Origin of the sequence: Streptomyces sp. GbtcB7 (assembly GCF_019091445.1) — a bacterium.
Lineage (GTDB): Bacteria > Actinomycetota > Actinomycetes > Streptomycetales > Streptomycetaceae > Streptomyces > Streptomyces mirabilis.
Window position 1 is genome coordinate 248,616 of record NZ_JAGXJM010000011.1, and the last position, 25,144, is coordinate 273,759.

Annotated in this window: 26 protein-coding genes and 2 pseudogenes; 13 read left to right on the forward strand and 15 right to left on the reverse strand. The window is 69.8% G+C overall.

The annotated features are described in order from the left end of the window. Nucleotides 1-31: 31 nt before the first annotated feature. From pcaC to KVT44_RS20200, 3 genes are all read right to left on the reverse strand, one after another. Nucleotides 32-1,312, reverse strand: coding sequence for a 4-carboxymuconolactone decarboxylase (pcaC, locus tag KVT44_RS20190; RefSeq protein WP_254649605.1), 1,281 nt, complete (start codon nt 1,310-1,312; stop codon nt 32-34). A gap of 47 nt (nt 1,313-1,359) precedes the next feature. Beyond that, nucleotides 1,360-2,469 carry an IS110 family transposase gene (locus KVT44_RS20195; protein WP_254649606.1) on the reverse strand — a complete coding sequence of 370 codons (1,110 nt, stop codon included), beginning with the start codon at nt 2,467-2,469 and terminating at the stop codon, nt 1,360-1,362. Nucleotides 2,470-3,025: 556 nt separating this feature from the next. Further along, nucleotides 3,026-3,505 carry a hypothetical protein gene (locus KVT44_RS20200; RefSeq protein WP_217568005.1) on the reverse strand — a complete coding sequence of 160 codons (480 nt, stop codon included), beginning with the start codon at nt 3,503-3,505 and terminating at the stop codon, nt 3,026-3,028. Nucleotides 3,506-3,589: 84 nt separating this feature from the next. Here KVT44_RS20200 and KVT44_RS20205 point away from each other — a divergent pair, with 84 nt between their 5' ends. The 3 genes from KVT44_RS20205 to KVT44_RS20215 are packed head-to-tail and all read left to right on the forward strand — an operon-like array spanning nt 3,590 to nt 6,222. Further along, a complete protein-coding gene (locus KVT44_RS20205) occupies nt 3,590-3,994 on the forward strand; it encodes a heavy metal-responsive transcriptional regulator (protein WP_217568006.1) in 405 nt (134 codons plus the stop codon). A gap of 49 nt (nt 3,995-4,043) precedes the next feature. Further along, entirely contained in the window at nt 4,044-4,655 is a 612-nt protein-coding gene (locus tag KVT44_RS20210; RefSeq protein ID WP_217568007.1) for a ClpX C4-type zinc finger protein, read from the forward strand. A 37-nt stretch (nt 4,656-4,692) separates the two neighbouring features. Further along, nucleotides 4,693-6,222 (forward strand): FAD-dependent monooxygenase, encoded by a 1,530-nt coding sequence (locus KVT44_RS20215; protein ID WP_217568008.1) that lies wholly within the window; start codon nt 4,693-4,695, stop codon nt 6,220-6,222. Nucleotides 6,223-6,275: 53 nt separating this feature from the next. On the opposite strand, the gene KVT44_RS58135 is transcribed toward KVT44_RS20215, so the two are convergent. Beyond that, nucleotides 6,276-6,938 carry an arsenate reductase ArsC gene (locus KVT44_RS58135; RefSeq protein ID WP_217568009.1) on the reverse strand — a complete coding sequence of 221 codons (663 nt, stop codon included), beginning with the start codon at nt 6,936-6,938 and terminating at the stop codon, nt 6,276-6,278. Continuing rightward, nucleotides 6,931-7,626: a helix-turn-helix domain-containing protein gene (locus KVT44_RS20225; RefSeq protein ID WP_217568010.1), complete on the reverse strand. Its 696-nt coding sequence runs from the start codon at nt 7,624-7,626 to the stop codon at nt 6,931-6,933. The genes KVT44_RS58135 and KVT44_RS20225 overlap by 8 nt, the downstream gene beginning before the upstream one ends. Nucleotides 7,627-7,775: 149 nt before the next feature. Between KVT44_RS20225 and KVT44_RS20230 the strand changes: the two genes are divergently transcribed. Beyond that, entirely contained in the window at nt 7,776-8,171 is a 396-nt protein-coding gene (locus tag KVT44_RS20230; RefSeq protein ID WP_308314051.1) for a metalloregulator ArsR/SmtB family transcription factor, read from the forward strand. A 6-nt stretch (nt 8,172-8,177) separates the two neighbouring features. Here the strand turns inward: KVT44_RS20230 and KVT44_RS60575 are convergent, their stop codons facing one another. The 4 genes from KVT44_RS60575 to KVT44_RS20250 form a co-directional block, all read right to left on the reverse strand. After that, nucleotides 8,178-9,620: an FAD-dependent oxidoreductase gene (locus KVT44_RS60575; RefSeq protein ID WP_217568011.1), complete on the reverse strand. Its 1,443-nt coding sequence runs from the start codon at nt 9,618-9,620 to the stop codon at nt 8,178-8,180. Between the two features lie 72 nt (nt 9,621-9,692). Continuing rightward, the gene (gene trxA / locus KVT44_RS20240) at nt 9,693-10,016 is read right to left on the reverse strand and encodes a thioredoxin (protein ID WP_217568012.1); all 324 of its coding nucleotides are present in this window, start codon (nt 10,014-10,016) and stop codon (nt 9,693-9,695) included. A gap of 16 nt (nt 10,017-10,032) precedes the next feature. Continuing rightward, a complete protein-coding gene (gene trxB / locus KVT44_RS20245) occupies nt 10,033-11,016 on the reverse strand; it encodes a thioredoxin-disulfide reductase (protein WP_217568013.1) in 984 nt (327 codons plus the stop codon). Then, nucleotides 11,013-11,426 carry an arsenate reductase ArsC gene (locus KVT44_RS20250; RefSeq protein WP_217568014.1) on the reverse strand — a complete coding sequence of 138 codons (414 nt, stop codon included), beginning with the start codon at nt 11,424-11,426 and terminating at the stop codon, nt 11,013-11,015. The genes trxB and KVT44_RS20250 overlap by 4 nt, the downstream gene beginning before the upstream one ends. A gap of 91 nt (nt 11,427-11,517) precedes the next feature. Between KVT44_RS20250 and KVT44_RS20255 the strand changes: the two genes are divergently transcribed. The 4 genes from KVT44_RS20255 (at nt 11,518) to KVT44_RS20270 (ending at nt 14,230) form a co-directional block, all read left to right on the forward strand. Further along, complete coding sequence (locus tag KVT44_RS20255) at nt 11,518-11,826, forward strand: helix-turn-helix transcriptional regulator (RefSeq protein WP_217568015.1); 309 nt, start codon at nt 11,518-11,520, stop codon at nt 11,824-11,826. After that, complete coding sequence (locus tag KVT44_RS20260) at nt 11,823-12,599, forward strand: aquaporin (RefSeq protein WP_217568016.1); 777 nt, start codon at nt 11,823-11,825, stop codon at nt 12,597-12,599. Before KVT44_RS20255 ends, KVT44_RS20260 begins: the two co-directional genes overlap by 4 nt. Continuing rightward, complete coding sequence (locus tag KVT44_RS20265; RefSeq protein ID WP_217568017.1) at nt 12,596-13,663, forward strand: ArsO family NAD(P)H-dependent flavin-containing monooxygenase; 1,068 nt, start codon at nt 12,596-12,598, stop codon at nt 13,661-13,663. The genes KVT44_RS20260 and KVT44_RS20265 overlap by 4 nt, the downstream gene beginning before the upstream one ends. 165 nt (nt 13,664-13,828) lie before the next feature. After that, a complete protein-coding gene (locus KVT44_RS20270) occupies nt 13,829-14,230 on the forward strand; it encodes a PPOX class F420-dependent oxidoreductase (RefSeq protein WP_217568018.1) in 402 nt (133 codons plus the stop codon). Between the two features lie 62 nt (nt 14,231-14,292). Here KVT44_RS20270 and KVT44_RS20275 read toward each other — a convergent pair whose 3' ends face one another. From KVT44_RS20275 to KVT44_RS20285, 3 genes are read right to left on the reverse strand one after another with little or no spacing between them, the layout of a single operon-like run. Further along, nucleotides 14,293-14,652 carry a DinB family protein gene (locus tag KVT44_RS20275; protein ID WP_217568019.1) on the reverse strand — a complete coding sequence of 120 codons (360 nt, stop codon included), beginning with the start codon at nt 14,650-14,652 and terminating at the stop codon, nt 14,293-14,295. Nucleotides 14,653-14,688: 36 nt separating this feature from the next. Next, nucleotides 14,689-15,060, reverse strand: coding sequence for a helix-turn-helix transcriptional regulator (locus tag KVT44_RS20280; RefSeq protein ID WP_217568020.1), 372 nt, complete (start codon nt 15,058-15,060; stop codon nt 14,689-14,691). A 41-nt stretch (nt 15,061-15,101) separates the two neighbouring features. Beyond that, nucleotides 15,102-16,160: an NAD(P)/FAD-dependent oxidoreductase gene (locus KVT44_RS20285; protein WP_217568021.1), complete on the reverse strand. Its 1,059-nt coding sequence runs from the start codon at nt 16,158-16,160 to the stop codon at nt 15,102-15,104. A gap of 105 nt (nt 16,161-16,265) precedes the next feature. Here KVT44_RS20285 and KVT44_RS20290 point away from each other — a divergent pair, with 105 nt between their 5' ends. The 3 genes from KVT44_RS20290 to KVT44_RS20300 are packed head-to-tail and all read left to right on the forward strand — an operon-like array spanning nt 16,266 to nt 19,378. Then, nucleotides 16,266-17,627: an NAD(P)-binding domain-containing protein gene (locus KVT44_RS20290; protein ID WP_217568022.1), complete on the forward strand. Its 1,362-nt coding sequence runs from the start codon at nt 16,266-16,268 to the stop codon at nt 17,625-17,627. A gap of 28 nt (nt 17,628-17,655) precedes the next feature. After that, on the forward strand, nt 17,656-18,123 hold the full coding sequence (locus KVT44_RS20295) for an ArsI/CadI family heavy metal resistance metalloenzyme (RefSeq protein ID WP_217568023.1): 468 nt from the start codon (nt 17,656-17,658) through the stop codon (nt 18,121-18,123). A 7-nt stretch (nt 18,124-18,130) separates the two neighbouring features. Next, nucleotides 18,131-19,378, forward strand: coding sequence for an MFS transporter (locus KVT44_RS20300; protein ID WP_217568024.1), 1,248 nt, complete (start codon nt 18,131-18,133; stop codon nt 19,376-19,378). A gap of 455 nt (nt 19,379-19,833) precedes the next feature. Here the strand turns inward: KVT44_RS20300 and KVT44_RS58140 are convergent. Further along, a pseudogene (locus tag KVT44_RS58140) lies at nt 19,834-19,959 on the reverse strand (TIGR02234 family membrane protein); the annotation flags it as partial. A 211-nt stretch (nt 19,960-20,170) separates the two neighbouring features. On the opposite strand from KVT44_RS58140, the gene KVT44_RS20305 reads away from it, so the two are divergent. Continuing rightward, nucleotides 20,171-21,430: a peptidase S8 gene (locus tag KVT44_RS20305; protein WP_217568025.1), complete on the forward strand. Its 1,260-nt coding sequence runs from the start codon at nt 20,171-20,173 to the stop codon at nt 21,428-21,430. 57 nt (nt 21,431-21,487) lie between these two features. On the opposite strand, the pseudogene KVT44_RS20310 reads toward KVT44_RS20305, so the two are convergent. Both KVT44_RS20310 and KVT44_RS20315 read right to left on the reverse strand, forming a co-directional pair. Next, nucleotides 21,488-21,835 (reverse strand): annotated as a pseudogene (locus KVT44_RS20310) (chorismate-binding protein); the annotation flags it as partial. Between the two features lie 13 nt (nt 21,836-21,848). Further along, the gene (locus KVT44_RS20315) at nt 21,849-23,609 is read right to left on the reverse strand and encodes a SpoIIE family protein phosphatase (protein ID WP_217568026.1); all 1,761 of its coding nucleotides are present in this window, start codon (nt 23,607-23,609) and stop codon (nt 21,849-21,851) included. A 405-nt stretch (nt 23,610-24,014) separates the two neighbouring features. On the opposite strand from KVT44_RS20315, the gene KVT44_RS20320 reads away from it, so the two are divergent. After that, entirely contained in the window at nt 24,015-25,043 is a 1,029-nt protein-coding gene (locus KVT44_RS20320; RefSeq protein ID WP_217568027.1) for a hypothetical protein, read from the forward strand. The last annotated feature ends 101 nt before the right edge of the window (nt 25,044-25,144 follow it).

Below are 25,144 nucleotides of genomic sequence, written 5' to 3' on the forward strand. Positions count from 1 at the left end.
GAGACAGGTGCTCCCACTACCAGGCTCAAGATCACTCCTGGGGGGTGGTCTCCTCCCGGATGACCTGCTGCGCCACCTTGAAGGCGCTGTTGGCGGCCGGGACACCGCAGTAGACGGCCGCCTGGAGCAGCACCTCCTTGATCTCGTCCGGGGTGAGGCCGTTGCGGAGGGCGGCGCGGGTGTGGAAGGCCAGCTCGTCGAGGTGACCACCCGCGACCAGCGCGGTGAGCGTGACACAACTGCGCGAACGCCGGTCGAGGCCCGGCCGGTCCCAGATCTCGCCCCACGCGTAGCGCGTGATGAACTCCTGGAAGTCCCCGGAGAACTCGTCCGCCGAGGCCAGCGCCCGGTCCACATGCGCGTCGCCCAGCACCTCGCGGCGCACCTTGATCCCGGCGTCGTAGGGGTCCGGCCTGCCCAGGACCGCGGGCTGGACGACGGGTGGGGCGATCTCGGCGACGGGGCCGACCGGCGGGGGTGCCGCGAGCACCGGCTTGACCGGGGCCGCCGGGATGGCCATCTGGCCTGTGGTCGAGTCGTAGGCGGGCTGCCAGGCGGTGGAGAAGTGCCGTACCAGCAGGTCGGTGACCGCTGCTGGCTGCTCCACGGGGACCAGGTGCGAGGCGCCGGGTACGACGGCGAGGCGGGCGTCCGGTATCCCGGCGACCAGTGTGCGGGCCTCGGCGGGTCCGGTGACCTGGTCGTCGGAGCCGACGAGGACGAGGGTGGGGACGCTGATGCGGCCCAGTTCGCCGCGTACGTCGAACGCGGCGAGCGCCTCGCAGGCGGCGATGTAGCAGCCGGGGTCGGTGGTGCGCACCATCTGCACGGCCCACTCGGTGATCGCGGGCTGCGCGGCGGCGAAGCCGCTCGTGAACCAGCGCTCGGGCGAGGATCGCGCGATCGGGTCAAGACCGTTGCTGCGGACGATCACCCCGCGCTGCCGGAACTCGTCGGCCGATCCGAAGCGGGGCGAGGCGGCGATCACGGCGAGCGAGGCGATCCGCTCCGGATGACGCAGGGCCAGCTCGATACCGATGGCCCCGCTGAACGCGCAGCCCGCGTAACCGAAGCGCTGCACGCCGAGCCCGTCGAGGGTGGCGAGCAGCCGCCCCGCGAGTTCGGTGACGGAACCCGCCGGGTAGGCGGGGGCGCCGCCGTGGCCCGGCAGGTCGAACCGGAAGATCCGCCAGTTCTTGGACAGCTCCGGTATCTGCCGGTCCCACATGTGCCATGTGGTACCCAGTGAGGGACCGAGGATCAGGACAGGGGCGTCTTCTGGCCCGTCAAAGCGGTATTGCAGGGTGTTCATCGGTGTCTCACTCACCCGCCTGACCCTTTCATCTGTCACGGACGCCCCTATAACGGGGGGTCGGTAGAGACCGTCCTGACCAGGTTGAAGACCTCGCGGGCGGCATATCGCTTGAGGCATCGGATGATCTCACGACGGGTTTTGCCCTCCTGGGTGCGGCGTTCGTAGTACGCCCGGGTGCGCGGGTCGTGGCGCAGCCGGGTGAACACGATGCGGTGCAGAGCGGCATTCGCCTGCCGGTCGCCGCCGTGGTTGAGCCGCCGTGAGCTCCGGCCGCCCGAGGAGTACTCGATGGGGCTGACTCCGCACAGCGCGGCGAAAGACGCCTCGGTGCTCAGCCGCTCGGGATTGTCGCCCATGGTGATCAGGAGCGTGACAGCGGAGTCCGGGCCGATACCAACCGGCGCGAGCAGCTGCGGGGCATGTCGTTCAACGAGCCCGGTCAGTCGCTGATTCAGCTCATCGATCTGCCCGGTCAGCTGCTCGATACGCTGAGCCAGCATGCTCAGCGTCATGAGAGTGGCCTCGGCTACAGGGTCTTCATCGCTCCCGCCGGCCTCGCCCTCGCGCGGACTGAGGCGTGCGCAGGTGCGGAACAGTTCGCGGTTGCCCAGGCCAGACAGCCGTTCCCGCAGGACCGGGTCGGCTACGACCAGGACGGCCTTGAGCTGGTTGATCGCCTGGGTGCGGGCCTTGACCGCGGAATCCTTGGCGAGCTTGAACATCCGAGCACTCTGCACCGGACCGTCGCCAGTCTTCGCCCGCGCCTGGGCGCGACCGCTGAGCACGGCCCGCGCGGCGGCCTGTGCGTCGAGCGGGTCTGACTTCCCGAGGAGACGGCGGGCCGAGCGGTCGGGTCGGTTCACCTCGAAGACCGCGACATGCTGCGCCAGCAGGTAGCGCGACAGACCTGCGCCGAAGGTACCGGTGCCCTCCACCCCGGCCCGCCGCACCGTCCCCAACTTGCGTGCCCAGGCGAGCAGCCGACGGTAGCCGACCGCCGTGGCCGGAAAGGACTTGGTGCCCAGGATCTGGCCCAGCGGGCAGACCACTGCTGCGACATGAACCTCGCCGTGCGTGTCCACGCCCAAGACGACCTCGCCCCAAGCGGGCGGGCCTGTGCTGGTGGAAGAGGTGCTGCGCTGTCTGGTCGTCATGGTGGTCTGCCTCCCGCGTGGTGATGTGCTGGGTGGCTGGCATCTGCCGGTCGGGCGGTCTGAACCGTGATGGCGCCTGAAAGACGGCAAGGCCCCTATTGGGACACGCCCTGTGGCTCGGTGACAGCAGGCACCATCCCGCAACGGCAGTCGACAAGCCCGTGACAAGACACTTCGGTCAAAGATGTCATGAGTCAGACCCCCGTCCGGAACGGTGTTCCGCAACCGTCTCACTGCCCCCGGCGCAACCGCATGACCCGACCGCTCCCGGGAGACTTCGTCCGAACCGGTACTGAACCTGCGCTGGACGGGATAACGATGAGTTGACTCCTCGTCCACCCGTGACCGGCATTGACGGACTGCCCAGTGGCTCGCCCTACCAGCTGCCCCTCGCCGGCCATCGCACGGGCGGCCTCGAACCCTCATCTTGGTAGACGGCCAGCCGCAAGTCCTGTAACTGCTGCGCGAGTTCCTCGCCGGCTTCCTCCAGCTCCTCCACGAGGCGGGTGCTCTACGCGGTCCTGGCCGCTGGCGTGTGAGCACCGGCGGCTCGCCCCTACTCGATGTGCGGCGGGATCGCACCAAGGGGGCCTGCCCCCCAGCGGCACATTCTCCCGACAGGCGACCGCAGGATGGCCTGTTGCACGGCGCGCAGCCCTCTAGTGACGGGCGCGAGGCGGCCACGTCCACCGCGGCCTGCCGCGTCCATGGGCAGGCAGTCACAGTCTTCGCCGACCTCGGCGACGTGCAGGGCACGTTGCAGGTCGGCCACGCTCGGTGCTCCCTCGGTCCGCCCGTCCGGGCCTCGATACAGGCGGCAGGAGACAGACGCGGCAGCCCCCGGTACGGCGAACGGGTCGGCGCCGTCTACGAGGACGGTCGGGGAGCCGGTCATCCCGAGCCGCGCAGCCTGCGCTTCGTCGGCGACCTCGACCAGCTCCACCTCTGCGGCCCGTCCGTCGAGCGCCTGGCCGATCCGCTCCCGCGCAAGACGCGCGTTGGGGCAGTCGGGCACCGTCAGAAGCGTGATACGCATGGCCGCGTCCTCCCACGTCACCTTGGATGCGACCGACGTTAGACCTTCCAGCGCACTGGAAGGTCAAGGCGTAACCTCGCTGGTATGCGCATCGGAGAACTGGCCTCCGCAAACGGGCTGACGCCCAAGACGATCCGCTTCTACGAACAGGCCGGACTGTTGCCCGCCCCGCCCCGCACGCCGGGTGGCTACCGGGACTATCCGCCGCAGACCGGCACCCGGCTGGCCTTCGTCCGCGACGCCCAGTCGGCCGGGCTGACGCTCTCCGAGATCCGCTCGATCCTCGCCCTGCGCGACTCGGGCGAAGCGCCCTGCGCCCACGTCACGGACCTGATCCAGCAGCACCTCACGGACATCGAGCGGCGCATGACCGAGCTGCGCAAGACCCGCACCGCCCTGCGCGGCCTGGCCGAACGCGCCGCCACCACCGACCCGAGCACGTGTACGGACGCGGACATCTGCAGCATCATCGGCGGCCCGGCATCGTAGTGACAACAAGGGATTGTCAGTCAGTGAGTGACAATCTACGGTTGTCAGCATGAGCGAAGAACCCACCGTGGAGCAGCTCATCGCAGCGGCCCACGCCCGCGCTGGAAACGAAGACGAACTCGCCCTGCTCGACGCCGTCATCGCCGTCACCCAGGACCTGACCGGCCACGCGGACGAGGCCGTTGACCAGGTTGTACGCCAGGTGCGCGCCGCCGGGCACTCCTGGACGGTGATCGGTGAACGCCTCGGCGTCTCCCGCCAGGCCGCACGCCAGCGCTATGTCGACCGCGTCGACCGCATCCAGGAGGCGCCCACGGCTGGCGGCCTTATCCGTGGCCGTGACCTGAGGAGCGGCCTGTCCGCCGCGCTGACCGCGGCCGAGGCGGACGGGCTGGCCGAGGCCGGCACCGAACACCTTCTGCTCGGCCTGCTCACCGACGGCGTGGCCGCCGCCACCCTCGAACACCTCGGCATCACCCGCGACAAGATCCGCGAAGCCAGCCGCCGCCCCGACGACGCCTCCTCCCGCTGCTCCTTCTGCGGTCACGCGGGGAGCGACGAGCGCCGCCTGGTCTCTGGCCCCGACGTGTGGATCTGCGCCGACTGCGTCGTGCTGTGCGGCGAGATCCTCGCCCAGCCCGCGGGCGCCGGATCCAAGTAGTGGGCTGGTCGAGACGCTCGAGCACTACCGTGGATCCATGACGGCGCCATTGGACGTGCTCGTGGTCGGTGCGGGGCCCACCGGGCTCGCGCTCGCCGCACAACTGCGCAGCTACCGCACCACTTTCCGCATTGTCGATCGCTCGCTCGACCGGGCGCATGAGTCGCGTGCGTTGGCCATTCAGCCGCGCACGCTGGAGGCGCTGGCCGGGTTCGGGGTGACCGGGGAGCTGGTCGCCCGCGGCAACCCCGCGATGCAGCTTAGGCTGCATCTCCCCCAGCGGGTGGTGCAGATGCCGCTGTTCGACATCGGGCTGACCGACACCGCGTATCCCTTCCTACTGTTCCTCTCGCAGGCGGAGACCGAGAGCATCCTTGCCGAACATCTGGCGGCGCAGGACGTGGTCGTGGAGCGGGGCACGGAGCTGGTCCGTCTGGAGCGAGAGGGCTCATCCGTCACCTGCTGGCTCCGGCGTGACGATGGCGCTGAGGAGACCGTGAACGCGCGGTACATCGTGGGGTGCGACGGCGCGCACAGCACCGTCCGCGCCCAGGCGGGCATCGGCTTCGAGGGGTACGCCTATCCGCAGACCTTCCTGCTCGCCGATCTGGAGGTCGACGGCCTGGAGCCGGGTGCCGTGCACGCGTACATGACCGGGTCCGGGATGCTGTTCTTCTTCCCGCTCGGCTCGCCGGCGACCTGGCGGATGCTCGCGATGCGTCCGCCGCGTGCCCCGGATACCGAGGTGAAGCTCGGGCTTCTGCAGAGGATCACCGACGAGTACACCCCCGACCGGTTGGTCCTGCGGGACCCGCTCTGGATGACCGACTTCCGGCTCCACAACCGCGGCGCCGCCCACTACCGCTCGGGCCCCTGCTTCCTTGCCGGCGACGCGGCCCACATCCACAGCCCGGCCGGCGCCCAGGGCATGAACACCGGCATCCAGGACGCCCTCAACCTGGGCTGGAAGCTCGCCCTCGTATGCCGGGGCAGGGCACCGGCGGAGCTGCTGGAGACGTACGAGATCGAGCGCGCCCCGGTCGGCCGCAGCGTGCTGCGCTTCACCGACCGCGCCTTCACGATCGGCACCAGCCGCAACCCGCTCATCCGCCTCGCCCGCACCCGACTCGCTCCACGCCTGGCCCCGTTGGCGCTACGCGCGACGGGACCTCGCGGGCGTGTGTTCCGTACGGTCTCTGAGCTGGGCATCCACTACCGACGAAGCCCCGCCTCCACCGCGGGCTCGCGGCCACCGAGGAAGGGGCCGCGAGCGGGCGACCGGCTGCCCGACCTGCCGCGCGGGCTCCAGGCGCGGAGTTCGGGCCCGGGCTGGCACCTACTTCTGTCCGGACCGCCCGCGCTCTGGCCCGACGAACGCTTCGCCTCAGTCCTGCGCGGACGGGACGACCTGATCAGCGTGCACCGGCTTTGCGGGGAGAGCCCGTGGCCGGACGTGGCCCAAGGGCTCGTACGCCCTGACGGCTATCTCGGCTACGTCGCTCGCGGTGCGCACCTCGAAGGGCTGCACGCATACCTAGAGAGTTGGCTGCCCGTACAGCAAGGTTGATTCGTACGGGCGCGGAGCTGTGTGGGGCCCGCCTTCGTACACCCTGTGTGCGGTCAGTGCTGTGCCGGGACGCCGAGGTCGTCGAGGAGGCCGCGGACGCGGCGTTCGATGTCGTCGCAGATGGGGCGGACGTTGTCGACGGTCTGGCCTGCGGGGTCGTCCAGGGTCCAGTCGAGGTAGCGCTTGCCGGGGAAGACAGGGCAGGCGTCGCCGCAGCCCATGCTGACGACGACGTCGGCAGCGCGGACGATCTCGTCGGTCCAGGGTTTGGCGAACTCGCGGGAGATGTCGATGCCGCGCTCACCCATCGCGGCGATGGCCGACGGGTTGACCTCGATTCCGGGTTCGGATCCGCCGGACCAGGCGACGGCGCTGTCGCCGGCCAGGTGCTGGAAGAAGCCCATGGCCATCTGGCTGCGTCCGGCGTTGTGGACGCAGAGGAAGAGCACGATGGGCTTGCCGTCGGTGTGGTGGCCTTCGACCTTGGCGAGGGCGTGCAGGCGCTGGCGGGCGAAGCGTTTGGCGAGGAGCGGGAGGAAGTTGGGGATGGTGCTGCGGCCGGCGAACTGGTCGTAGCTGGTGTGCAGGAACCGCTCGATGGTCTCCTGGCCGAAGACGCCGTCGAACTCCCGGGTCAGGTGGGTGGCTGCGGTGCGCAGGGCGAGTTGCTGGTCGATGCTCAGGTTGCGGTGCGGGGTGGACGCGGTCTCAGTCATCGCTGCCTCCAGGAGGGCGGACGGCGGGAGCCAGCCGGTTGACCCGGTCGGCGAGATCACTCAGGGCGTCGGCGAAGGCGTCGTCGGTGCCGGTGCGGGTGGGGTCGGGTACCGACCAGTGCAGGCGGTCGGGGACCCGGGGGCCGAGCTGTTCGTGGGCGTTGTCGCAGACGGCGACCACGAGGTCGTCCGGGCGCAGCGTCTCGTCGATGTGGGCGGTGCGGGCGGGGGCCAGGGAGAGGCCGTGTTTGCGTGCGGTCGCGACGGCGCGGGGGTGGACGCGCTGTGCGGGCTCGGTTCCTGCCGAGGCTGTCGGCACGGTGCTGTGGCGCTTCCAGAGGGCGGCGGCGAGGTGTGAGCGGGCGGAGTTGTGGGTGCAGACGAACACCACGCGGGGCGCGGTCCGCAGGGGTGTCGGCATGGTGTCGGCCAGGGTTTCCACGCGCAGGCGCAGGTAGGTGCGCCGTCGGTCTCCTTCGGAGCGGGATCGCTCGATCAGGCCGACCTGTTCGAGCAGCTTGAGGTGGTGGGCCAGGAGATTGCTGGGCAGGTCCAGCTCCTGGCCGAGTTCGCTGGGCGAGGCGTCGCCCAGCAGCAGCCGGTCGATGATCGCCAGGCGCGCGGGTTCCCCCAGTGCCGCGTGCCGTTGTGCTCGCGCCACCACCGTTGCAGACCACTCAGCGTCCATTGACTCAATTTTCATTGAGCTAATCTCCTGTCAATGCCTGTGAAGGCCGGGGCGCCGCTCTGTCGGTCAAAGCGAACCCGCGGTGAACAACTCCCTGTGTGGATCTGAGGGCAGCCGGGGACCGCGCGGCAGCCGCCTATGGTGAACGGGTGGCTATCTCTACGTATGGCGAGGCGACGGAGGCGGTGGCGGACCAGCCGGGGACGTGCACCGCGTCCCTGTCCTGCCTGCTGATCGACCGCGACGAAGCCGAGCGGCTGGCCGCCGTCCTGAAGGCCATCGCGGACCCGACCCGGCTGCAGCTGTTGCGTCTCATCGAACGCGCCCTCAAGGGCGAGGCGTGCGTGTGCGACCTGACCGAATGCCTCGGCCTGCGTCAGCCGACCATCAGCCATCACCTGAAGGTGATGACGGACGCCGGGCTGCTCACACGCGACCGGCGCGGCACCTGGGCCTGGTACTCCGTCAACCACGCTGGGCTGCGCCGCGTGCGGGAGATCCTGGAGCCCGTGGGCGAGCCGGAGGCCGAGGCTACGGCCGCCTGAGCGCCGTCACTGCCCTGAGGGCGTCCGCAGCATGCGGCGCTGCACGTCGAGGTGGTGCTCGTTCATCATCCATGCCTGCGCCGCGACCTGGACCGCGTCCCACGGGGAGCCCAGGGGCGGGGTGTAGGAGAGATCGAGTTCGCTGATGCCGTCGACCGGCATGCCGTGGAAGAGGGCGGTGGCGTACGTGTCCACGCGCTTAGAGATCTCCGCACCGCGCCGTCCGACGAGCTGGGCGCCCAGCAGGAGGCCGCTTGAGGTGTCGCCGGTGACGCGGATCGAGACCGGCGTGGCGCCGGGGTAGTACGCCTTGTGGTCATCGGGACTGCTGGCGGTGGTCGCGGGTGTCCAGCCCCGTCCGGCGTCCGCGGCTTCGTGGTCGCGCAGGCCGGTGCGGGCGGCGACCAGGTCGAAGACCTTGACCACCTGGGTGCCCAGGCTGCCCGCGAACCAGCGGCTGCCGCCGAGCGCGTTCTCCCCCACGATCCGACCCTGCTTGTGGGCGGTCGTCCCCAGCGGCAGCCAGGTCCTGCCGAGCAGGCGGTGGTGCGTGACCACGCAGTCTCCGGCCGCGTACACGTCGGGCAGCGAGGTGCGCATGTACTCGTCGACCTCGATCGCACCCTTCACACCGAGCTTGGCTCCGGCGGCGTCGGCGAGTGCGGTGTCCGGGCGGACGCCGACGACGACCAGGACGAGGTCGGTGACCTGGGTGAAGGTCGTGCCGTCGGGGCCGGTGGCCTGGACGTTGAGTACGTTGCCGGAGGCGGCACGGGCGATCGCTGAGACCGTTGTGCTGGTGAGCACCTCGACACCGTGGGTCGTGAGTTCGGCGTGGACAAGGGCGCCGAGTTCCGGGTCGACGGTGGGCAGGACCTCGGGCAGGGCCTCGATCTGGGTGACCTGGATGCCGCGCATGGTGAGGGCCTCGGCCATCTCCAGGCCGATGTAGCCGGCGCCGATGACCACGGCCGTCTTCGGACGGCGGGCGGCGAGGCTCTGCATCACGGCAAAGGTGTCGCCCATGCTGTGCAGCAGGTGGACGCCGTCCTGCGGGCCGAGCGCGTCCGGTCCGCTCAACCCCTTGATGGGCGGGCGGACGCTGACCGCGCCAGTGCCCACGATCAGCGCGTCGTACGGCAGCTCCTCGATCCACCCGCCCACGTCGCGCACCATCAGCCGCTTGCCGGCCACGATGCCGGTGGCGAGCGTGTTGGTTCGGACCTGCATGCCGGTGGCCTTGAGGTCGGCGAGTGTGCGGTGTGCGAGGTTGCTCCAGTGCTCGACCTCGCCGGAGACGTAGTACGGGATGCCGCAGATGGAGAAGTTCGGGTAGGCGTCGGCCACCACCACGGTGACTTCGCTGTCGGGATCCAGCTCGCGGGCGCGCAGGGCCGCACTGATGCCGGCGTCGCTGCCGCCGATGGCGACGATGCGCTTGCTGGCCACCGGGATACCTCCGTCGGAGATCGGAGAAATGGAGGTGGTGGGGGCGTTGAGGACACCCCCACCGGTGTCGCGTCAGGCGAGGTGGTCGGCGAGTTCGCGTTCGAGGGCGGCCTTGGGCTTGGCGCCCACGACGGTCTGCACGACCTCGCCGCCCTTGTAGAGGTGCAGCGTCGGGATGGACATCACGCCGTACCGGGCGGCGATGGCCGGGTTCTCGTCGATGTTCAGCTTGACGATCTCGATCTTGTCGCCGTGCTCTGCGGCGATCGCCTCCAGCGAGGGGGCGAGCTGGCGGCACGGGCCGCACCAGGCGGCCCAGAAGTCCACCAGGACCGGCTTGTCGCTGGAGAGGACGTCCTGCTCGAAGGAGTCGTCGGTGACGTTCTTGAGAGTCATGATGTTTCTCCGGGCGTCAGACGGCAGCCGGGACGGGCTCGCCTGCGGTGTCGGCGTGGCTCAGGGCGGCGAGGTACCGCTCGGCGTCGAGGGCGGCCGCGCAGCCGGAGCCGGCCGCGGTGATGGCCTGCCGGTAGCTGTGGTCGACGACGTCGCCCGCGCCGAAGACGCCCGCGATGTTGGTGCGCGTGGAGGGGGAGGCGACCTTGAGGTAGCCCTCGCCGTCCAGGTCGAGCTGGCCGGTGACCAGGTCGGTGCGCGGGTCGTGGCCGATGGCGACGAAGAGCCCGGTGGCCGAGAGGCGGGAGGTCTCGCCGGTGACGGTGTCGCGCAGGGTGAGCCCGGCGAGTTTGCCGCCGGCCTCGTGGATCTCGGCGACCTCGCTGTTCCAGGCGAAGGAAATCTTCGGGTCGGCGAAGGCTCGGTCCTGCATGGTCTTGGAGGCCCGCAGGGTGTCGCGGCGGTGGACGACCGTCACGGACTTGGCGAAGCGGGAGAGGAAGGTAGCTTCCTCCATCGCCGTGTCGCCGCCGCCGACCACCACGATGTCGTGCTCGCGGAAAAAGAAGCCGTCGCAGGTCGCGCAGTACGACACGCCCCGGCCGGACAGCGCGTCCTCGCCGGGCAGGCCAAGCTTGCGGTGCTGCGAGCCGGTCGCCACGATGACGGCCTTCGCCCGGTGGACCGCGCCCGCGCTGTCGGTGACGGTCGTGACCGTGCCGGTGAGGTCGACCTCGACGATGTCGTCGGGGACGATCTCGGCGCCGAAACGCTCGGCCTGGGCCCGCATGTTGTCCATCAACTCCGGGCCCATGATGCCGTCGCGGAAGCCGGGGAAGTTCTCCACCTCGGTCGTCTGCACCAGCGCGCCGCCGGCCGTGACCGCGCCCTCGAAGACCAGCGGCTTCAGCGAGGCGCGGGCGGTGTAGAGAGCGGCGGTGTATCCGGCGGGGCCGGAGCCGATGACGATGACGTTGCGTATGTCCGTCGCTGTGCTCATGCCTGGGGCTCCTGCGCGATCTCCTTGATCAGGCCCTCGATCAGTACCTTGATCTCGTCCCGGATCGGACGCACGGCCTCGACGCCCTGGCCCGCCGGGTCCTCCAGCTCCCAGTCCAGGTACCGCTTGCCCGGGAAGACGGGGCAGGTGTCGCCACAGCCCATGGTGATGCAGACGTCCGACTCCTTCACCGCGTCCACGGTGAGCATCTTCGGGACCTCGGCGGAGATGTCGATGCCGACCTCGGCCATGGCCTCGACGGCAGCCGGGTTGACGCCTGCGCCCGGGTTGGAGCCGGCGGAGCGCACCTCGACACGGTCCCCGGCCAGGTGGGTCAGCCACGCGGCAGCCATCTGGGAACGGCCGGCGTTGTGGACACAGACGAACAGCACAGAGGGCTTGTCGGACATCAGAAGTCTCTCTTGTCTCACGACGACATCAGGCACGAATGACATCAGCACCCGGTGGTGTCAGCCACCACTGATATGAAAGTATCAGTCCATGCTGACGTCAGTCGACACTGATCTGATCCGGGTTCTGGCCGACCCGCTCAGGCTCCAGATCGTGACCTTGCTCGCCAAAGAGACGCTCTGCACCACCCACCTGGTGGAGGAGACCGGTGCCCGGCAGACCAACCTCTCCAACCATCTGAAGGTGCTGCGCGAGGCCGGGTTCGTCGAGACGGAGCCGTGCGGCCGGTACATCTACTACCGGCTCAAGCCCGACGTCCTCGCCTCACTCGCCGGCCAGTTCGCCGACCTCGCCGAATCCGCTCGCACCGCCGCCGAGAACAAGAGGGCCTGCCCATGACCGCCGCCGAAGCCGCCCCGACCGCGGAGTCCGCGACACCGGCTGAACCCTCCTCCGTCGCGCCCGCGCCGGGTGCCACACCGCCGCGCACCCCCCTGGTCGCCCGGGCCGCCGCCGAACTCATAGGCACCGCGGCGCTGGTGGCGGTCGTGGTCGGCTCCGGCATCCAGGCCACCGAACTGACCAAGGACGTCGGCCTGCAACTGCTGGCCAACTCCACGGCCACCGTCTTCGGCCTCGGCATCCTCATCCTCCTGCTCGGCCCGGTCTCCGGCGCCCACTTCAACCCCGTCGTCACGCTGGCCGAGTGGTGGACCGCCCGCCGCGGCGGCGCCGGGGTCACCCTGCGCGAGGCAGCTGTCTATCTGCCCGCCCAGATCGTGGGCGCGATCGCCGGTGCGATCCTCGCGGACGCGATGTTCGGCGAACCCCTCGTGAAGTGGTCCACACACGACCGCTCGGCCGGGCACCTGCTCCTCGGTGAGATCGTCGCGACTGCGGGCCTGATCCTGCTGATCTTCGGCCTGGCCCGCGCCAACCGCCTGCAGTTCGCCCCCGTGGCCGTCGCCTCCTACATCGGCGCCGCCTACTGGTTCACCTCGTCGACGTCCTTCGCCAACCCGGCGGTGACCATCGGGCGTACCTTCACCGACACCTTTGCGGGCATCGCGCCGGGCTCGCTTCTGGGCTTCATCGGCATGCAACTCGTAGGCGCCGTGGTCGGACTGGCACTGGTGGCCCTCATCTTCATGCCCGGACGATCGGCCGAATGAGCCACCAGACGCAGGTGGTGGTGATCGGCGGCGGCCAGGCCGGGCTCGCCGCCGGCTACCACCTGCGACGTCTGGGCCTCGACTTCGTCATCCTCGACGCCCAGACCACACCGGGCGGCGCCTGGCAGCACGCCTGGGACTCGCTGCGCCTGTTCTCCCCGGCCGCGTACTCCTCGCTGCCCGGCCGCCTCATGCCGGCGCAGAGCGGCGAGACCTACCCCGACGCGCAGCACGTGGTGGAGTACCTGGTCGACTACGAGAAGCGCTACGACCTGCCCGTCGAACGGCCCGTGCGCGTCCTCGGCGTCCACCGCGACGGCCAACTCCTGCGCGTGGAAACCGACTCCGGTACCTGGCACGCCCGCGCCGCAATCAGCGCGACCGGCACCTGGTGGCGGCCCTTCCTCCCAGCCATCCCCGGCCAAGCGGCCTTCGGGGGCCGCCAGTTGCACACGGTGGAGTACCGCAGCCCCGCCGACTTCGCAGGCCAACGCGTGATCGTGGCGGGCGGGGGCAACTCCGGCGCCCAGATCGCCGCCGACCTCGCCGACGACACCCGGCTGACCTGGGTCACCCAGCGCCCGCCACGCTTCCTGGCCGACGATATCGACGGCCGCGCCCTGTTCAATGCGGCCACCGCCCGACGCCGCGCCCTGGACGAGGACCGCACGGACACGGGCGGCGTCGCCTCGCTCGGGGACATCGTCGCCGTCCCGCCCGTACGCGAAGCCCGAGACCGCGGCCTACTGAAGGCGAGCCCAATGTTCTCGCGTCTCGTCCCCGGCTGCGTCGAATGGGCCGACGGCACGCGCGCCGAGGCCGACACAATCATCTGGTGCACAGGCTTCCGGCCCATCCTGTCTCATCTCGCTCCGCTCCAGCTCCGAGGCCCACGCGGCCACATCGCCACTGACGGCACCCGGGCAGTGGACGAGCCGCGTCTGCACCTGCTCGGCTACGGCGACTGGACCGGCCCCGCCTCCGCCACCCTCATCGGCGCCGGGCGCCCCGCTCGCGAGGCAGCCCGCGAGATCAGCGCGCTTGTTTCAAACGGAGTGTGGTAACTGCGACTTGGAGCCTTCCCTCGGCATAAGAAGCTGCCGCCCCCGGCGACCGCTCTGGATCCGTACAAGCCGGTGATCGACGGTTTCAGGGGGCGGGGAGGGCCGGGTTCCCTGCCGTGGCTACCGTTGCCGCAGCACCCCGCTGAACCGACCCCGGAGAACCCCGTGCCCGTACCCCTCGGCGAGGACGTGGTGGCGCTGCTGCGCCGCCCCAGTACCTGCTATATCGCTACAACGATGCCCGACGGCTCACCCCAGCTCACTCAGACATGGGTCGACACCGACGGCGAGCACGTCCTGATCAACAGCGTTGAGTCGCATCAAAAGACCCGAAACATCGCGCGCGACCCGCGGGTAGCCATCGCCGTCGCCGACCCCTCGGAACCTGCCTCCTACGTCCAGATCCGCGGCCGTGTGGTGCATATGACCACCGAGGGAGCGGTCGACCACATCGAGGCGCTCGCGCAGAAGTATCTCGGCGGGCCCTACCCATGGTTCGGCGGCCGCGACCAAGTCCGGGTGATCTATGTGATCCAACCCGAACGGATCAGCAGCCCCCGCGGCTAATCATCGTGATGATCCTGATGTCTAGGTCTTCCATCCCGGCCCCACCCCGTCGAACAGGCAACTCAATGTTCGACGGGACAACCTACCGATATGCGGCGGCGCCGGAAAACCTTCGCCCCGCCCAGCGGACCCAGGTAGTTGACGACGTCGAAGGGCCTGGTCCCAGCGTTGAGAAGTCGGGCGAAGGCCCGGCTGACGCCACGCGGCAGCCGCCCGAAGATCCGCAGCAAGAGCAGCAGCGGCCGGATCAAGATGTAGCCGAAGAGCATGTGGAACAGCAGCTGTTCGTTGGTCCACCGGGTGCCGTCGGTTGGCCGGCGCAGGTCGTCCTCAGTGGCGTTGTCGAGGAGCCGGTGGAACGTCGTCCGGGCCCGCTCCAGCTCCTTGTGGATCGCCTGACGATCCACCGACGCGTTGCTCATCGGACTCACCTGCTCCCTGCGGCCCGTCCAGTCGGCTCAGCCCAGGCTGCCGAGCATCTGCCCCATCGCAGCGACCACCGACGGCTCCACCCGGTAGTACACCCACGTGCCGCGCCGCTCGGAGGTGAGTAGCCCGGCCTCCTTGAGCTTCTTCAGGTGGTGGGAGACGGTCGGCTGGGACACCCCGACGTCGGAGATGTCGCACACGCACGCCTCGCCGCCCTCGTGCGAGGCGACCAGCGAGAACAGGCGCAGGCGGACCGGGTCGCCGAGCGCCTTGAACATCGCGGCGGTCCGCTCCGCCTCCTCGGCCGTCAGCGGCCGCTCGGTGAGCGGCGGGCAGCACGGCACCACGACACCCTCGGCGACCTCGGGGTCCAGCAGCGGCAGCACCTTGATGTTCGACATACGTCTATGTTGACATACGTCGAACTAGCGCCGCCAGGGCCTCAGCCTCGGTGCACATACGCCGCCAGGCGCCGGGCAATCCGGTTCGCGTCCCTGCCGACCCCGCGGAGGGAGTTCGAGGACAAGCTCCGCTGCCACTCCAGCCCCACATAGGCGAGGCCAGGATGAGTGAGCGAGACGCCCTCCTGGTGGATCGGCTGGCCATGTTCGTCGAGCGCGCCGAGCGGGGCCAGGTAGCCGAGGTCGGGGCGGTAGCCGGTGGCCAGCAGGATCGTGTCGACCTCCTCACTGCTGCCGTCGGCCCAGGTGACCTTGGCGCCGTCGATTTCCGTGAACACCGGACGCCGGTCCGGAGCGCCGGAGGCGACGGCGGTCCGGTAGCGGCCGTCGTCGATGACCAGCTGAGTCGGCGGTGTGCGCAGGAACCGGCCCAGGGGCAGAGTGTCGACCCCGGTCCGCTTCAGCCACCAGTGCAGATCCCGGCCCAGCGTGCGCTGCCGGGCGAAGCGGACCGGATGCCGCATGCCGAGGGTGACCCGGGCGTGCGCGGCCAGCTCGGCGGCGATCTGCACGGCGGAGTTCCCGGCCCCGACGACCGCCACGCGCTGTCCCGCAAACGGCTCCGGCGCGCGATACCCGGCCGCGTGTAGCACTGTGCCGGCGAAGTCGTCCAGCCCTGGCAGCGCCGGTCGCCAAGGGCGACCGAACGTACCCGAGGTCGCGACCACGCCGCGCGCGGACAGTTCCCCACTGCCCTCCAGTACGAGGGTGAAGGCGCCGTCGTCGCCGGCCCGGACTTCCCGGACCCGCATCCCGGTACGGATGTCGGCACCCAGGCGGTCGGCGTACCGCAGTAGGTAGGCGACGACCTCGTCCCGGTGTGGGTAGCGGTCCGAGTCCCCGTCGAACGGCATCCCGGGCAGCGAGCTGTATCCGGCGGGAGAGAAGAGCGTGAGGCTGTCGTAGTAGTGCCGCCAGGATCCGGCGGCCTCATCGGCCGCCTCCAGGACCACCGGCTCCAGCCCCTGCCGACGCAGGGAGTGCACTGTGGCCAATCCCGACTGACCGCCCCCGATCACCGCTACGTCCACCCGTTCCATATCTCGACCCCCAGATTCGATGAGTGTCTATGTTGACGCTTATCGAAGCAGCTGTAATGCTGGGGACGCAAGAGATCGACGGATGTCGAAACAAAGGGGATTTTCGTGAACGCGCTCACCACCGACCAGCTGCCCGTCGTGGTCATCGGCGCCGGCCCCATCGGCCTGGCCGCCGCAGCCCACCTCGTCGAGCGCGGCATCGAACCCCTCGTCCTTGAAGCTGGCCCGGCTGCGGGCAGCGCCGTACGAGAGTGGTCGCACGTGAGGCTGTTCTCCACCTGGGGGGAGGTCGTCGACCCGGCGGCCGAGAAGCTTCTCGCACCGACCGGCTGGGTCCGCCCCGACACCTCGACCTACCCGACCGGCGGCGACTGGGCCGGGCGTTATCTCCAGCCACTCGCCGAGATCCTGGGCGACAGGGTCCGCTACGGCGCCACGGTGACCGGCGTCGCCCGAGCCGGCCGTGACCGGATCGTCGACGCCGGCCGCGACGAGCAGCCCTTCACGGTGCACATCCAGTCCGCCGATGGCGCCGAGGAGCGGATCACCACCCGCGCCGTCATCGACGCCTCCGGCACCTGGTCCACTCCGAGCCCTCTCGGCGCGGACGGCTTGCCCGCCCTCGGCGAGAAGTCGGCCGTCGGCCGCATCTCCTACCGCGTCCCGGACCTGAAGGACCCGGCTGTACGTGCCCGTTACGCGAGTAAGCGCACCGCCGTCGTCGGCTCCGGCGCCTCCGCCTTCACCGCCCTCGCCCTCCTCGCCGACCTGGCCGAGGAGGAGGACGGGACACACGCGGTGTGGATCCTGCGCCGCGGCATCGGCGCGAACACGTACGGCGGCGGCGAGGCCGACCAACTCCCCGCTCGCGGCGCCCTGGGCCTGCGTGCCAAGGCCGCAGTCGAGGCCGGATATGCGAGCGCGGTCACGGGATTCCGTACACAGGCTGTGGAGCGGGACGGCGACCAGCTCGTCCCCGTCGGGGAAGACGGCCGCCGCCTCGACCCGGTTGACCAGGTCATCGTCCTGACCGGCTTCCGCCCCGACCTGTCCTTCCTCTCCGAGCTCCGCCTCGGCCTCGACGAGCGCCTCCAGGCGCCGACCGCGCTCGCCCCGCTGATCGACCCGAACGTCCACTCCTGCGGCACGGTCTACCCGCACGGCGTCAACGAGCTTTCCCACCCCGAACAGGGCGTCTACCTGGTCGGCATGAAGTCCTACGGCCGCGCCCCGACCTTCCTCGCGATGACCGGCTACGAGCAGGTCCGCTCCATCACCGCCGCCCTCGCCGGAGACCAGGAGGCCGCCGAGCGCGTCGAACTCACCCTCCCGGAGACGGGGGTCTGCGGCGGCGCCGGCCTCTTCGACGAGCCGGAGAACGCCGAGCAGTCCGGAGGCTGCTGCGCCGCCCCCGCCACCCTCCAGATCGGCATCGGCGCCCCGGCCACCGCCTCCGGCGGCTGCTGAACTCCCCACCCACCCCAGGAGGTTCGCCATGACGTCCCGCGTACAGCTCGCCCTCCGCGTCCCCGACCTCGCCGCATCCGTGGCCTTCTACACGAAGCTCTTCGGCACCGAGCCCGCCAAACTCCGCGACGGCTACGCCAACTTCGCCATCGCCGAGCCCCCGCTCAAGCTCGTCCTCATCGAAGGCACCGCGGCTGAGGCGACCCGCATGGACCACCTCGGCGTCGAGGTCGAGACGACCGAGGCGGTCCACGCCGCCACCGCCCGCCTGGGCGAGGCCGGCCTGGCCACCGACGTGGAGAACGACACCACCTGTTGCCACGCCCTCCAGGACAAGGTCTGGGTCCACGGCCCCGGCCAAGAACCCTGGGAGGTGTACGTCGTCAAGGCCGACGCCGACACCCTGGCCAAGCAGCAGGGCAGCACCTGCTGCACGGGCCCGGCCGACGCCGCCGTCGACGCGAAGGAACTGTCCATCGCGGGCGGCTGCTGCTGATCCACCGATGGCCGACCCCCACACCAGCGAGGCCGTGACCGGGACGGGAGACCGGTCACGGCCTCCCGCCGCCTTGCCCGCCCTGTGCGCCACCCAGATCACCAGCTGGGGAATCGTCTACTACGCCTTCCCCGTCCTCAATCCACAGATCACGGCCGCCACCGGCTGGTCGACGACCGCCACCACCGCCGCCTTCTCAGGCGCGCTCCTGGTCTCCGCCTTCACCGGCATACCCGTCGGCCGCATCCTCGACCGCCGAGGCCCTCGCGCAGTGATGACCACCGGCTCCGTCCTGGGCGTCGTCGCCGTGCTGGCCATCGCCTACGCGCCCAACCTCGCGACCTTCATCGCCGCCTGGCTGCTGGCCGGCGTGGCCATGGCCGCCACCTTCTACCAGCCCGCCTTCGCCGCCCTCACCCGCTGGTGGGGAAGTGATCGCGTCCGCGCCCTCACCATCGTCACGCTCGCCGGCGGCCTGGCCTCCACCGTCTTCGCCCCGCTGACCGCCACACTCGCCGAGCACCTGAGCTGGCGCAGCACCTACGCCGTACTCGCACTGCTCCTGGCCCTCGTGACCATCCCCGCCCACGCCTTCGCGCTCCGGGCACCCTGGCCGCCCGCACCGGCGCCACCCTCCCAACAGGACACCTCCAGCAGGTCGGTGACCCGCAGCCGCCCGTTCCTGATGCTCGCCACCGCCCTCACGCTGAACAGCTTCGCCATGTACGCGGTCGTCATCGCCCTCGTGCCCCTGCTGATCACACGCGGCGCCAGCCCCACCGCCGCCGCCTGGGCCCTCGGCCTCGGCGGCGCAGGACAAACCCTCGGCCGCACCCTGTACGCGACCCTCGCCAGCCGCACCGGCGTCACCACCCGCACCGTCGCCCTGATCACGCTCGGCGGGACCACAACCGCCGCGTTCGCGATGGTCTCCGGCCCCTTCCCCCTGCTCGTGGGGATCGCGGTCGCAGCCGGCATGGTGCGCGGCAACCTCACCCTGCTCCAGGCCACCGCCGTCACCGACCGATGGGCAACCACCCACTACGGGCGCCTCTCCGGGCTGCTGGCCGCGCCTGCAACCATCGCGTCTGCCCTGGCGCCGTTCGCGGGAGCCGCGCTGGTAGGGCCGCTCGGCGGCTATCCCGGTCTGTTCATCGCGCTTGCGCTGGCCTCCGCCGCAGCAGCCCTCTTCGCAGCTGGAGGGACCGCGAGCCGTCCACAGCACCACACCGACAAGACGTCTACGAGTCCGTAACGGGCGGTGGGCTGCACCGTTCTCCTGAGCGTCAGCAGCAGGCACAGCCTGCCTGGCAGCCGCACGCGTCCACGGTTCCCGGGCGATCCGCAAGAACCGGGGCACCGTCGCCCTGATCGACATCCTCAAGGAAGCGGCCCCACGCACCGGGATGCTCAAGGCCCTCGCCCCGGTCGGTACCCGGGGGGCGATCGACGAGCCACGCGCACCCGGACCACTGGCCGGTCAGCTGCTGCCTTCGGGGTCGAGGCGGCGGTAGCGGCGCCCGGATGGCCATAGCGGGTCCCAGTACTGGGCCGGTTGTCGATCGTCACGGGGCGCGGGCTCCTCGGTACCGGTCAGGGACATGGAGGCGGCGGTGTCTAGGCTCCGGAAGGGTTAGTTCCGCAGCACGAGGAACGGGATGTCCAGGGCCGCGGAGATGAGCGTGAGGGTGGGGCGCGAGCAGCCCGCGGGAGAACGAGCGCGCCGCCCGCCGCGGCGGCGTAGGGCTGGGCGGTGTGGCTGAGAGCGCTCGCAATGGCGGCGGTGTCGCCGGGGACGGCCGCGGCCATCTCGTCGAGGGCGGAGCTGTCGCTCGAGCGCCACGAAATCCGCTTCACCCGGGGCGTGTCAACCCATGATCGCGCCACCGTTCCGTCATGGACATCTCAGGAACAACACATGAGTTGACCAGGAACAGCAAAGGACAGTCACAGTTTCAACGATCTTCTTGTTGGCATGTTCCAGCCACTCATAGGTTCTGCGCCGTAGTGACGCGCATCACGCGTCTCGGCCGTCCAGCGCACCCGCATGTCTCCCCCGGTTCACCCACCTCTCGGAGGAAGTACGTTGCGCAGAACCGTTTCTCTCACCGCCGTGGCCTCCTTGGCCACGGCTGCTCTGGCCCTGGCAGCCCCGGCCGGCCAGGCGGCGCCCTCGGCCTCACCGTCGTCGAACGGCGTCACCGTCGCCCACTCCTGTGCGACCCCGACGCAGAAGAACGTGATGGCGTGCAAGGCGCTGCACGTCACCGCGGGCACCCCCAAGTCCGCGCACGCCGAGAGCGACCTGACGGCAGCCGCCGCCCCATCGGGCTACGGCCCCGCCTCGCTGCAGGCCGCGTACAACCTGCCTTCCTCCAGCGGCGGTTCGGGCCAGACCGTGGCCATCGTCGACGCGTACGACGACCCGAACGCCGAGGCCGACCTGGCCGTCTACCGCTCACAGTACGGCCTGTCCGCCTGCACCACCGCCAACGGCTGCTTCAAGAAGGTCAACCAGACCGGCGGCACCAGCTATCCGCGCGGTGACTCCGGCTGGGCCGAGGAGATATCCCTCGACCTCGACATGGTCAGCGCGGCCTGCCCGAACTGCAAGATCCTTCTGGTGGAGGCCAGTTCGGCGACCATGACGAACCTCGGCACGGCCGTGAACACCGCTGTCGGCCTGGGCGCCAAGTACGTCTCCAACAGCTACGGCGGCAGCGAGTCCTCCAGCGACTCCACCTACGACTCGTCGTACTTCAATCACCCCGGCGTCGCCATCACCGTCAGCTCCGGCGACAACGGCTACGGCGCCGAGTACCCGGCCGCGTCCAAGTACGTGACGGCCGTGGGCGGTACGTCCCTGAAGACCTCGTCCACCACACGCGGCTGGACCGACACGGTGTGGAGCGGGGCGGGCTCCGGCTGCTCCTCGTACGACGCCAAGCCCACCTGGCAGACCGACAGCGGCTGCGCCAAGCGGACCGTCGCGGACGTCTCCGCGGTCGCCGACCCGAACACCGGCGTCGCGGTCTACGACAGCTACCGGCAGGCCACCGGCTGGATGGTCTTCGGCGGCACCAGCGCCTCCTCCCCGCTGATCGCGGCGACCTACGCGCTGGCGGGCGCCCCGTCCTCCGGCTCGTACCCGGCGTCGTTCCCCTACGCCCACACCTCGGCACTGTACGACGTGACCAGCGGCTCGAACGGCAGCTGCTCCGGCTCGTACCTGTGCACCGGCACCACCGGGTACGACGGCCCGACCGGCCTCGGCGTCCCGAACGGCACGACGGCCTTCACGGGCTGAACGGCGCTATGAGGTAAGCCTGTTGCATGTAAGCACCGCGCGGAGGACGGCGGCCGCCTAGTTGCGGCACTCGTTGTCCTCCGCGACCGGGTCGGAGTCGGCGACAATGCCGGCTCCGGCCTGGACGTACACCGTGTCACCCCGCAACAGCGCCGTACGGATGGCGATGGCGGTGTCGAAGTCGCCGGCGAAGTCGAGACAGCTGGCGCAGCCGCTGTACAACCTCCGCCTGGACGGCTCGAGTTCGTCGACGATCTGCATCGCACGCGGCTTGGGCGCGCCGGAGAGCGTGCCGGCCGGGAAGCAGGCCGTGAGCACGTCGAAGGCGGTACGACCCGCCGCGACCCGGCCGGTCACGGTGGACACAATGTGCATCACGTGCGAGTAGCGCTCGATGGACATGAAGTGCAGGTGGTCCTCAGTGCGCTGCGGGAGCGTTGAGGCGGGCCAGCAGGAGGGCGATGTCGTCGCTGTGGCGCGGTGTCCGCCTTACCCCGGCGAGGAGTTCGTCTGCCAGGACCTCGAGGTCGGCCGTCGTGGCTCTTTCCAGCCCCGCCAGGAATGCTTCGATGCCCGCGTCGATGTCTCCCTCTGCCGCTTCCAGAAGACCGTCGGTCGTGACCGCCAGCACGCTGCCAGGGCGGATGTGTGTCAACTTGGTCGCGTACCGGGCCTGCGGGTCGACACCCAGCGGAAGGCCGCTGGTGATGTCGAGGAGGCGCGGTGGCTCACCTGGAGCGACCAGGGCAGGTGCCGGATGGCCCGCTGTGCAGGCTTCGACCGTCCCCTCGGCGGGGTCGATCACCAGATAGCAGCAGGTGGCGAACATGGCCCGGTCCGGATCGGTGTCGAATTCGACGAGCAGCCGGTTGGTCCGTGTCAGCACGGCAGCCGGACCATGCCCCTCGCATGCATAGGCGCGCACAGCCGTGCGCAACTTGCCCATCAGGGAGGCGGCCGACACGCTGTGGCCCTGGACATCTCCGATCACCAGTGCAACCGCGCCGCCGGGAAGGCAGATGGCGTCGTACCAGTCGCCGCCGATCCACATGCCCGAGGTGGCCGCCTGGTAGCGTGCGGCAATCGTCAAACCGGGCGCCGACAGCGGGCCGGGAGGCAGCATTCCACGCTGCAGTTCCGTGGCCAGAGCTTGCTGTGCCTCGTACATCCTCGCCCGCTCCAGGGACTGGGCGAGCAGTCCGGCGACGGCAACCAGCAAGGCCCGCTCCTCGGGACCGAACTCCTGGAGCGAGGCGAACCCCATCAGGCAGACCCCGGTCGGCCCTCGAGAATCCGCCATGGGAATCGCCGCCCACGCGCGGCGGCGAGAACTTTCGGCCGCCTGTGCCAGCTGCGGGTAGGCGGCGGCCAGTTCGGCGACGGAAGCGACGAACACCGGAGCCTGACGTGCCAGGGCATCCTGCAGCAGGGAGCGCACGCCGGGACGCAGATCGCAGACGGCGGCCAGCTCCTCGTCGTGATCGCCGTAGGAGGCCACGGCGGACAGCCCACCGGGCACCGACGCCACCACGGCAAACCCATCCGCGCCGAATTCCTGCAGTCCTGCCTGCGTGGCGGCCACGATGTCCTTGACCGTCACGGCCGCCGCCAGCGCGGCGGTGAGCTGTTGCATCCGGCGATTGCGGGTCGCCCCTTCGTAGAAGCCTCGCCTCTCGGCTTCCTGACGCTCATGCGCGGCCGTGGTGTCCATCACCACCCCGACCATTGTCGTCGGCACTCCGGCCGAGTCGGCCAGCACCCGCCCGCGAGCCTCCAGCGAACGCCAGACGCCTTCACCCGCCGCGACCCGGTAGGCGATCTGGTAGTCGCCACCGGACTCCAGCATCGACTGCAGCGCGACGACGAACTCGGGCAGGTCGGACTCCGGGATCCTCGACAGGAAGCTGTCGAGATGAGGCGGGCCGTCCTCGGGCAGGCCGTGGAGGGAGAAGGTGAGAGGATCACAGTTGATCTCTCCCGTGGCGACGTCCCAGCAGAAGAACCCCGCCTGCACGGGGCCGGCGCTCGGCTGGAACGGAGAGTTGGACGACTCCTCCGTGCCCGGATCCTTGGCGCCCGGCTCGCCCGTCCGCCGGGCGTGGGAGGGCAGCGCGGGAGTGGCGCTCCCTGCGATGCTCTCGCCGCCGTTCGGCCAGGACAGGGATCGGACATGTGTCACTGGTCACTCCCTGCTGTGCGCAAGGACGCCTCCTGGAGAGTGATTTGACGAGGCGTTCAGCGTAGAACCCCGGCAGGCCGTCTCGCGGAGGAGCGATCACTGGGACACCTGAAGGAGTGAGCGGGTCGCAGAAATTGACCCTCTCGCCAGGCACGTTCCGCGCACGCGGCGTTCGACTGCGGCAGGAAGCCTCGTCCTTGGTCTTTTCTGAGCGCCGAGGTGCCGGACTCCGGTCGATTGCACAGAGGTTGCGCTCCCGCTCTGCTCGCTCTGGGGTTGTGCTCCCGCTCTGGACCGACCGCCATCTCGCGCTCTGATAATCGTATCGGACACCCGCTAGCCTGATGCCGGGCTTGAGGTTCGCCGAGGTCATCCGCGTAAGGTCACCCGGACGAGGAGAGCGTCATGCAGGAATACTCGTTCGAACTCCCCTTCCCTTCTCGAGTCAGTCAGGCCATGGAATCGGCAGCGCTTCACCACTTCCGCTGGGTCCAGGAGCATGGACTGCTGAGCCAGGAGTCCCTCCCCGAGTACCGCCGATGGAACGTGCCGGAGGTAGCCGCCCGCTTCTGGCCACATGCGGGCGGAGTGGACCTGGAGTTGGGGATCGATATAGCGGGCTGGTTCATCCTGTTCGACGACCAGTTCGATGGGCCGCTCGGAGTGGAGCCGCACAGAGTCACACGGATCGTCCAAGAACTCATCGATGTCGTGTACGCGCGCCCCGGCGCGGTACCCGCGGTTCCGAAGAAGAGCCTCACCCCCGCGGCAAGCGGGCTCATCTCACTCTGGTCGCGTCAGGTCCGGGGAATGTCCGCCGCGTGGCAGCAGCGGTCGACCCGCAACTGGGAAGACTTTCTCAACGCCTACACCAGCGAGAGCATCAACCGTCGAAGCGGTATCATTCCCGACGTCAGCACATATCTCAGTCTGCGCCACAAGGCAGGACTGGAGAATGTGCTGATCGACTACGCCGAACGCATCGGCCATTACGAAGTGCCTGATGCCCTGTTTGCCCTGCCGGAGATCCAGGAAATGCACAATGCGACGGTCCAGGTCGTCAACATTGTTCAGGACGTGTTCTCGGTTGCCAAGGAGGAAGCCAGAGGAGACTGTCACAACCTGGTTCTCGTACTCCAGCACCACCGGAACTATTCACGTGGGGAGGCCCTCGCGGAGGCCCGGTCGATAGTCCGCGGCCACACCGATGAATTCCTTCGCCTGAAGGCACGGCTCCCGGCACTTTTCGATGCCGCGGCCCTTCCCCCGCACGACCGGGGCATCGCCTATGTCTTCGTCGATGACCTCCAGGCCCAGATGAAGGGCTGTCACGACTGGTGCCGCAGCTCCAGCCGCTACTCCCGGGTGATCCGCGCTCGACCCGACGAGCCCACCTACCTCGAGGAAATGCGCCTGGAAGGACTCGGCCGCTGAGCACGGCAGCGGTGAGGTGCGGTGCGGTGCGACGCGGATCTCGAGGCGCTGTTTGGCGAGCGGGACGGGCGGCAGATCCTCGATGCGGTGCACACAGTAGG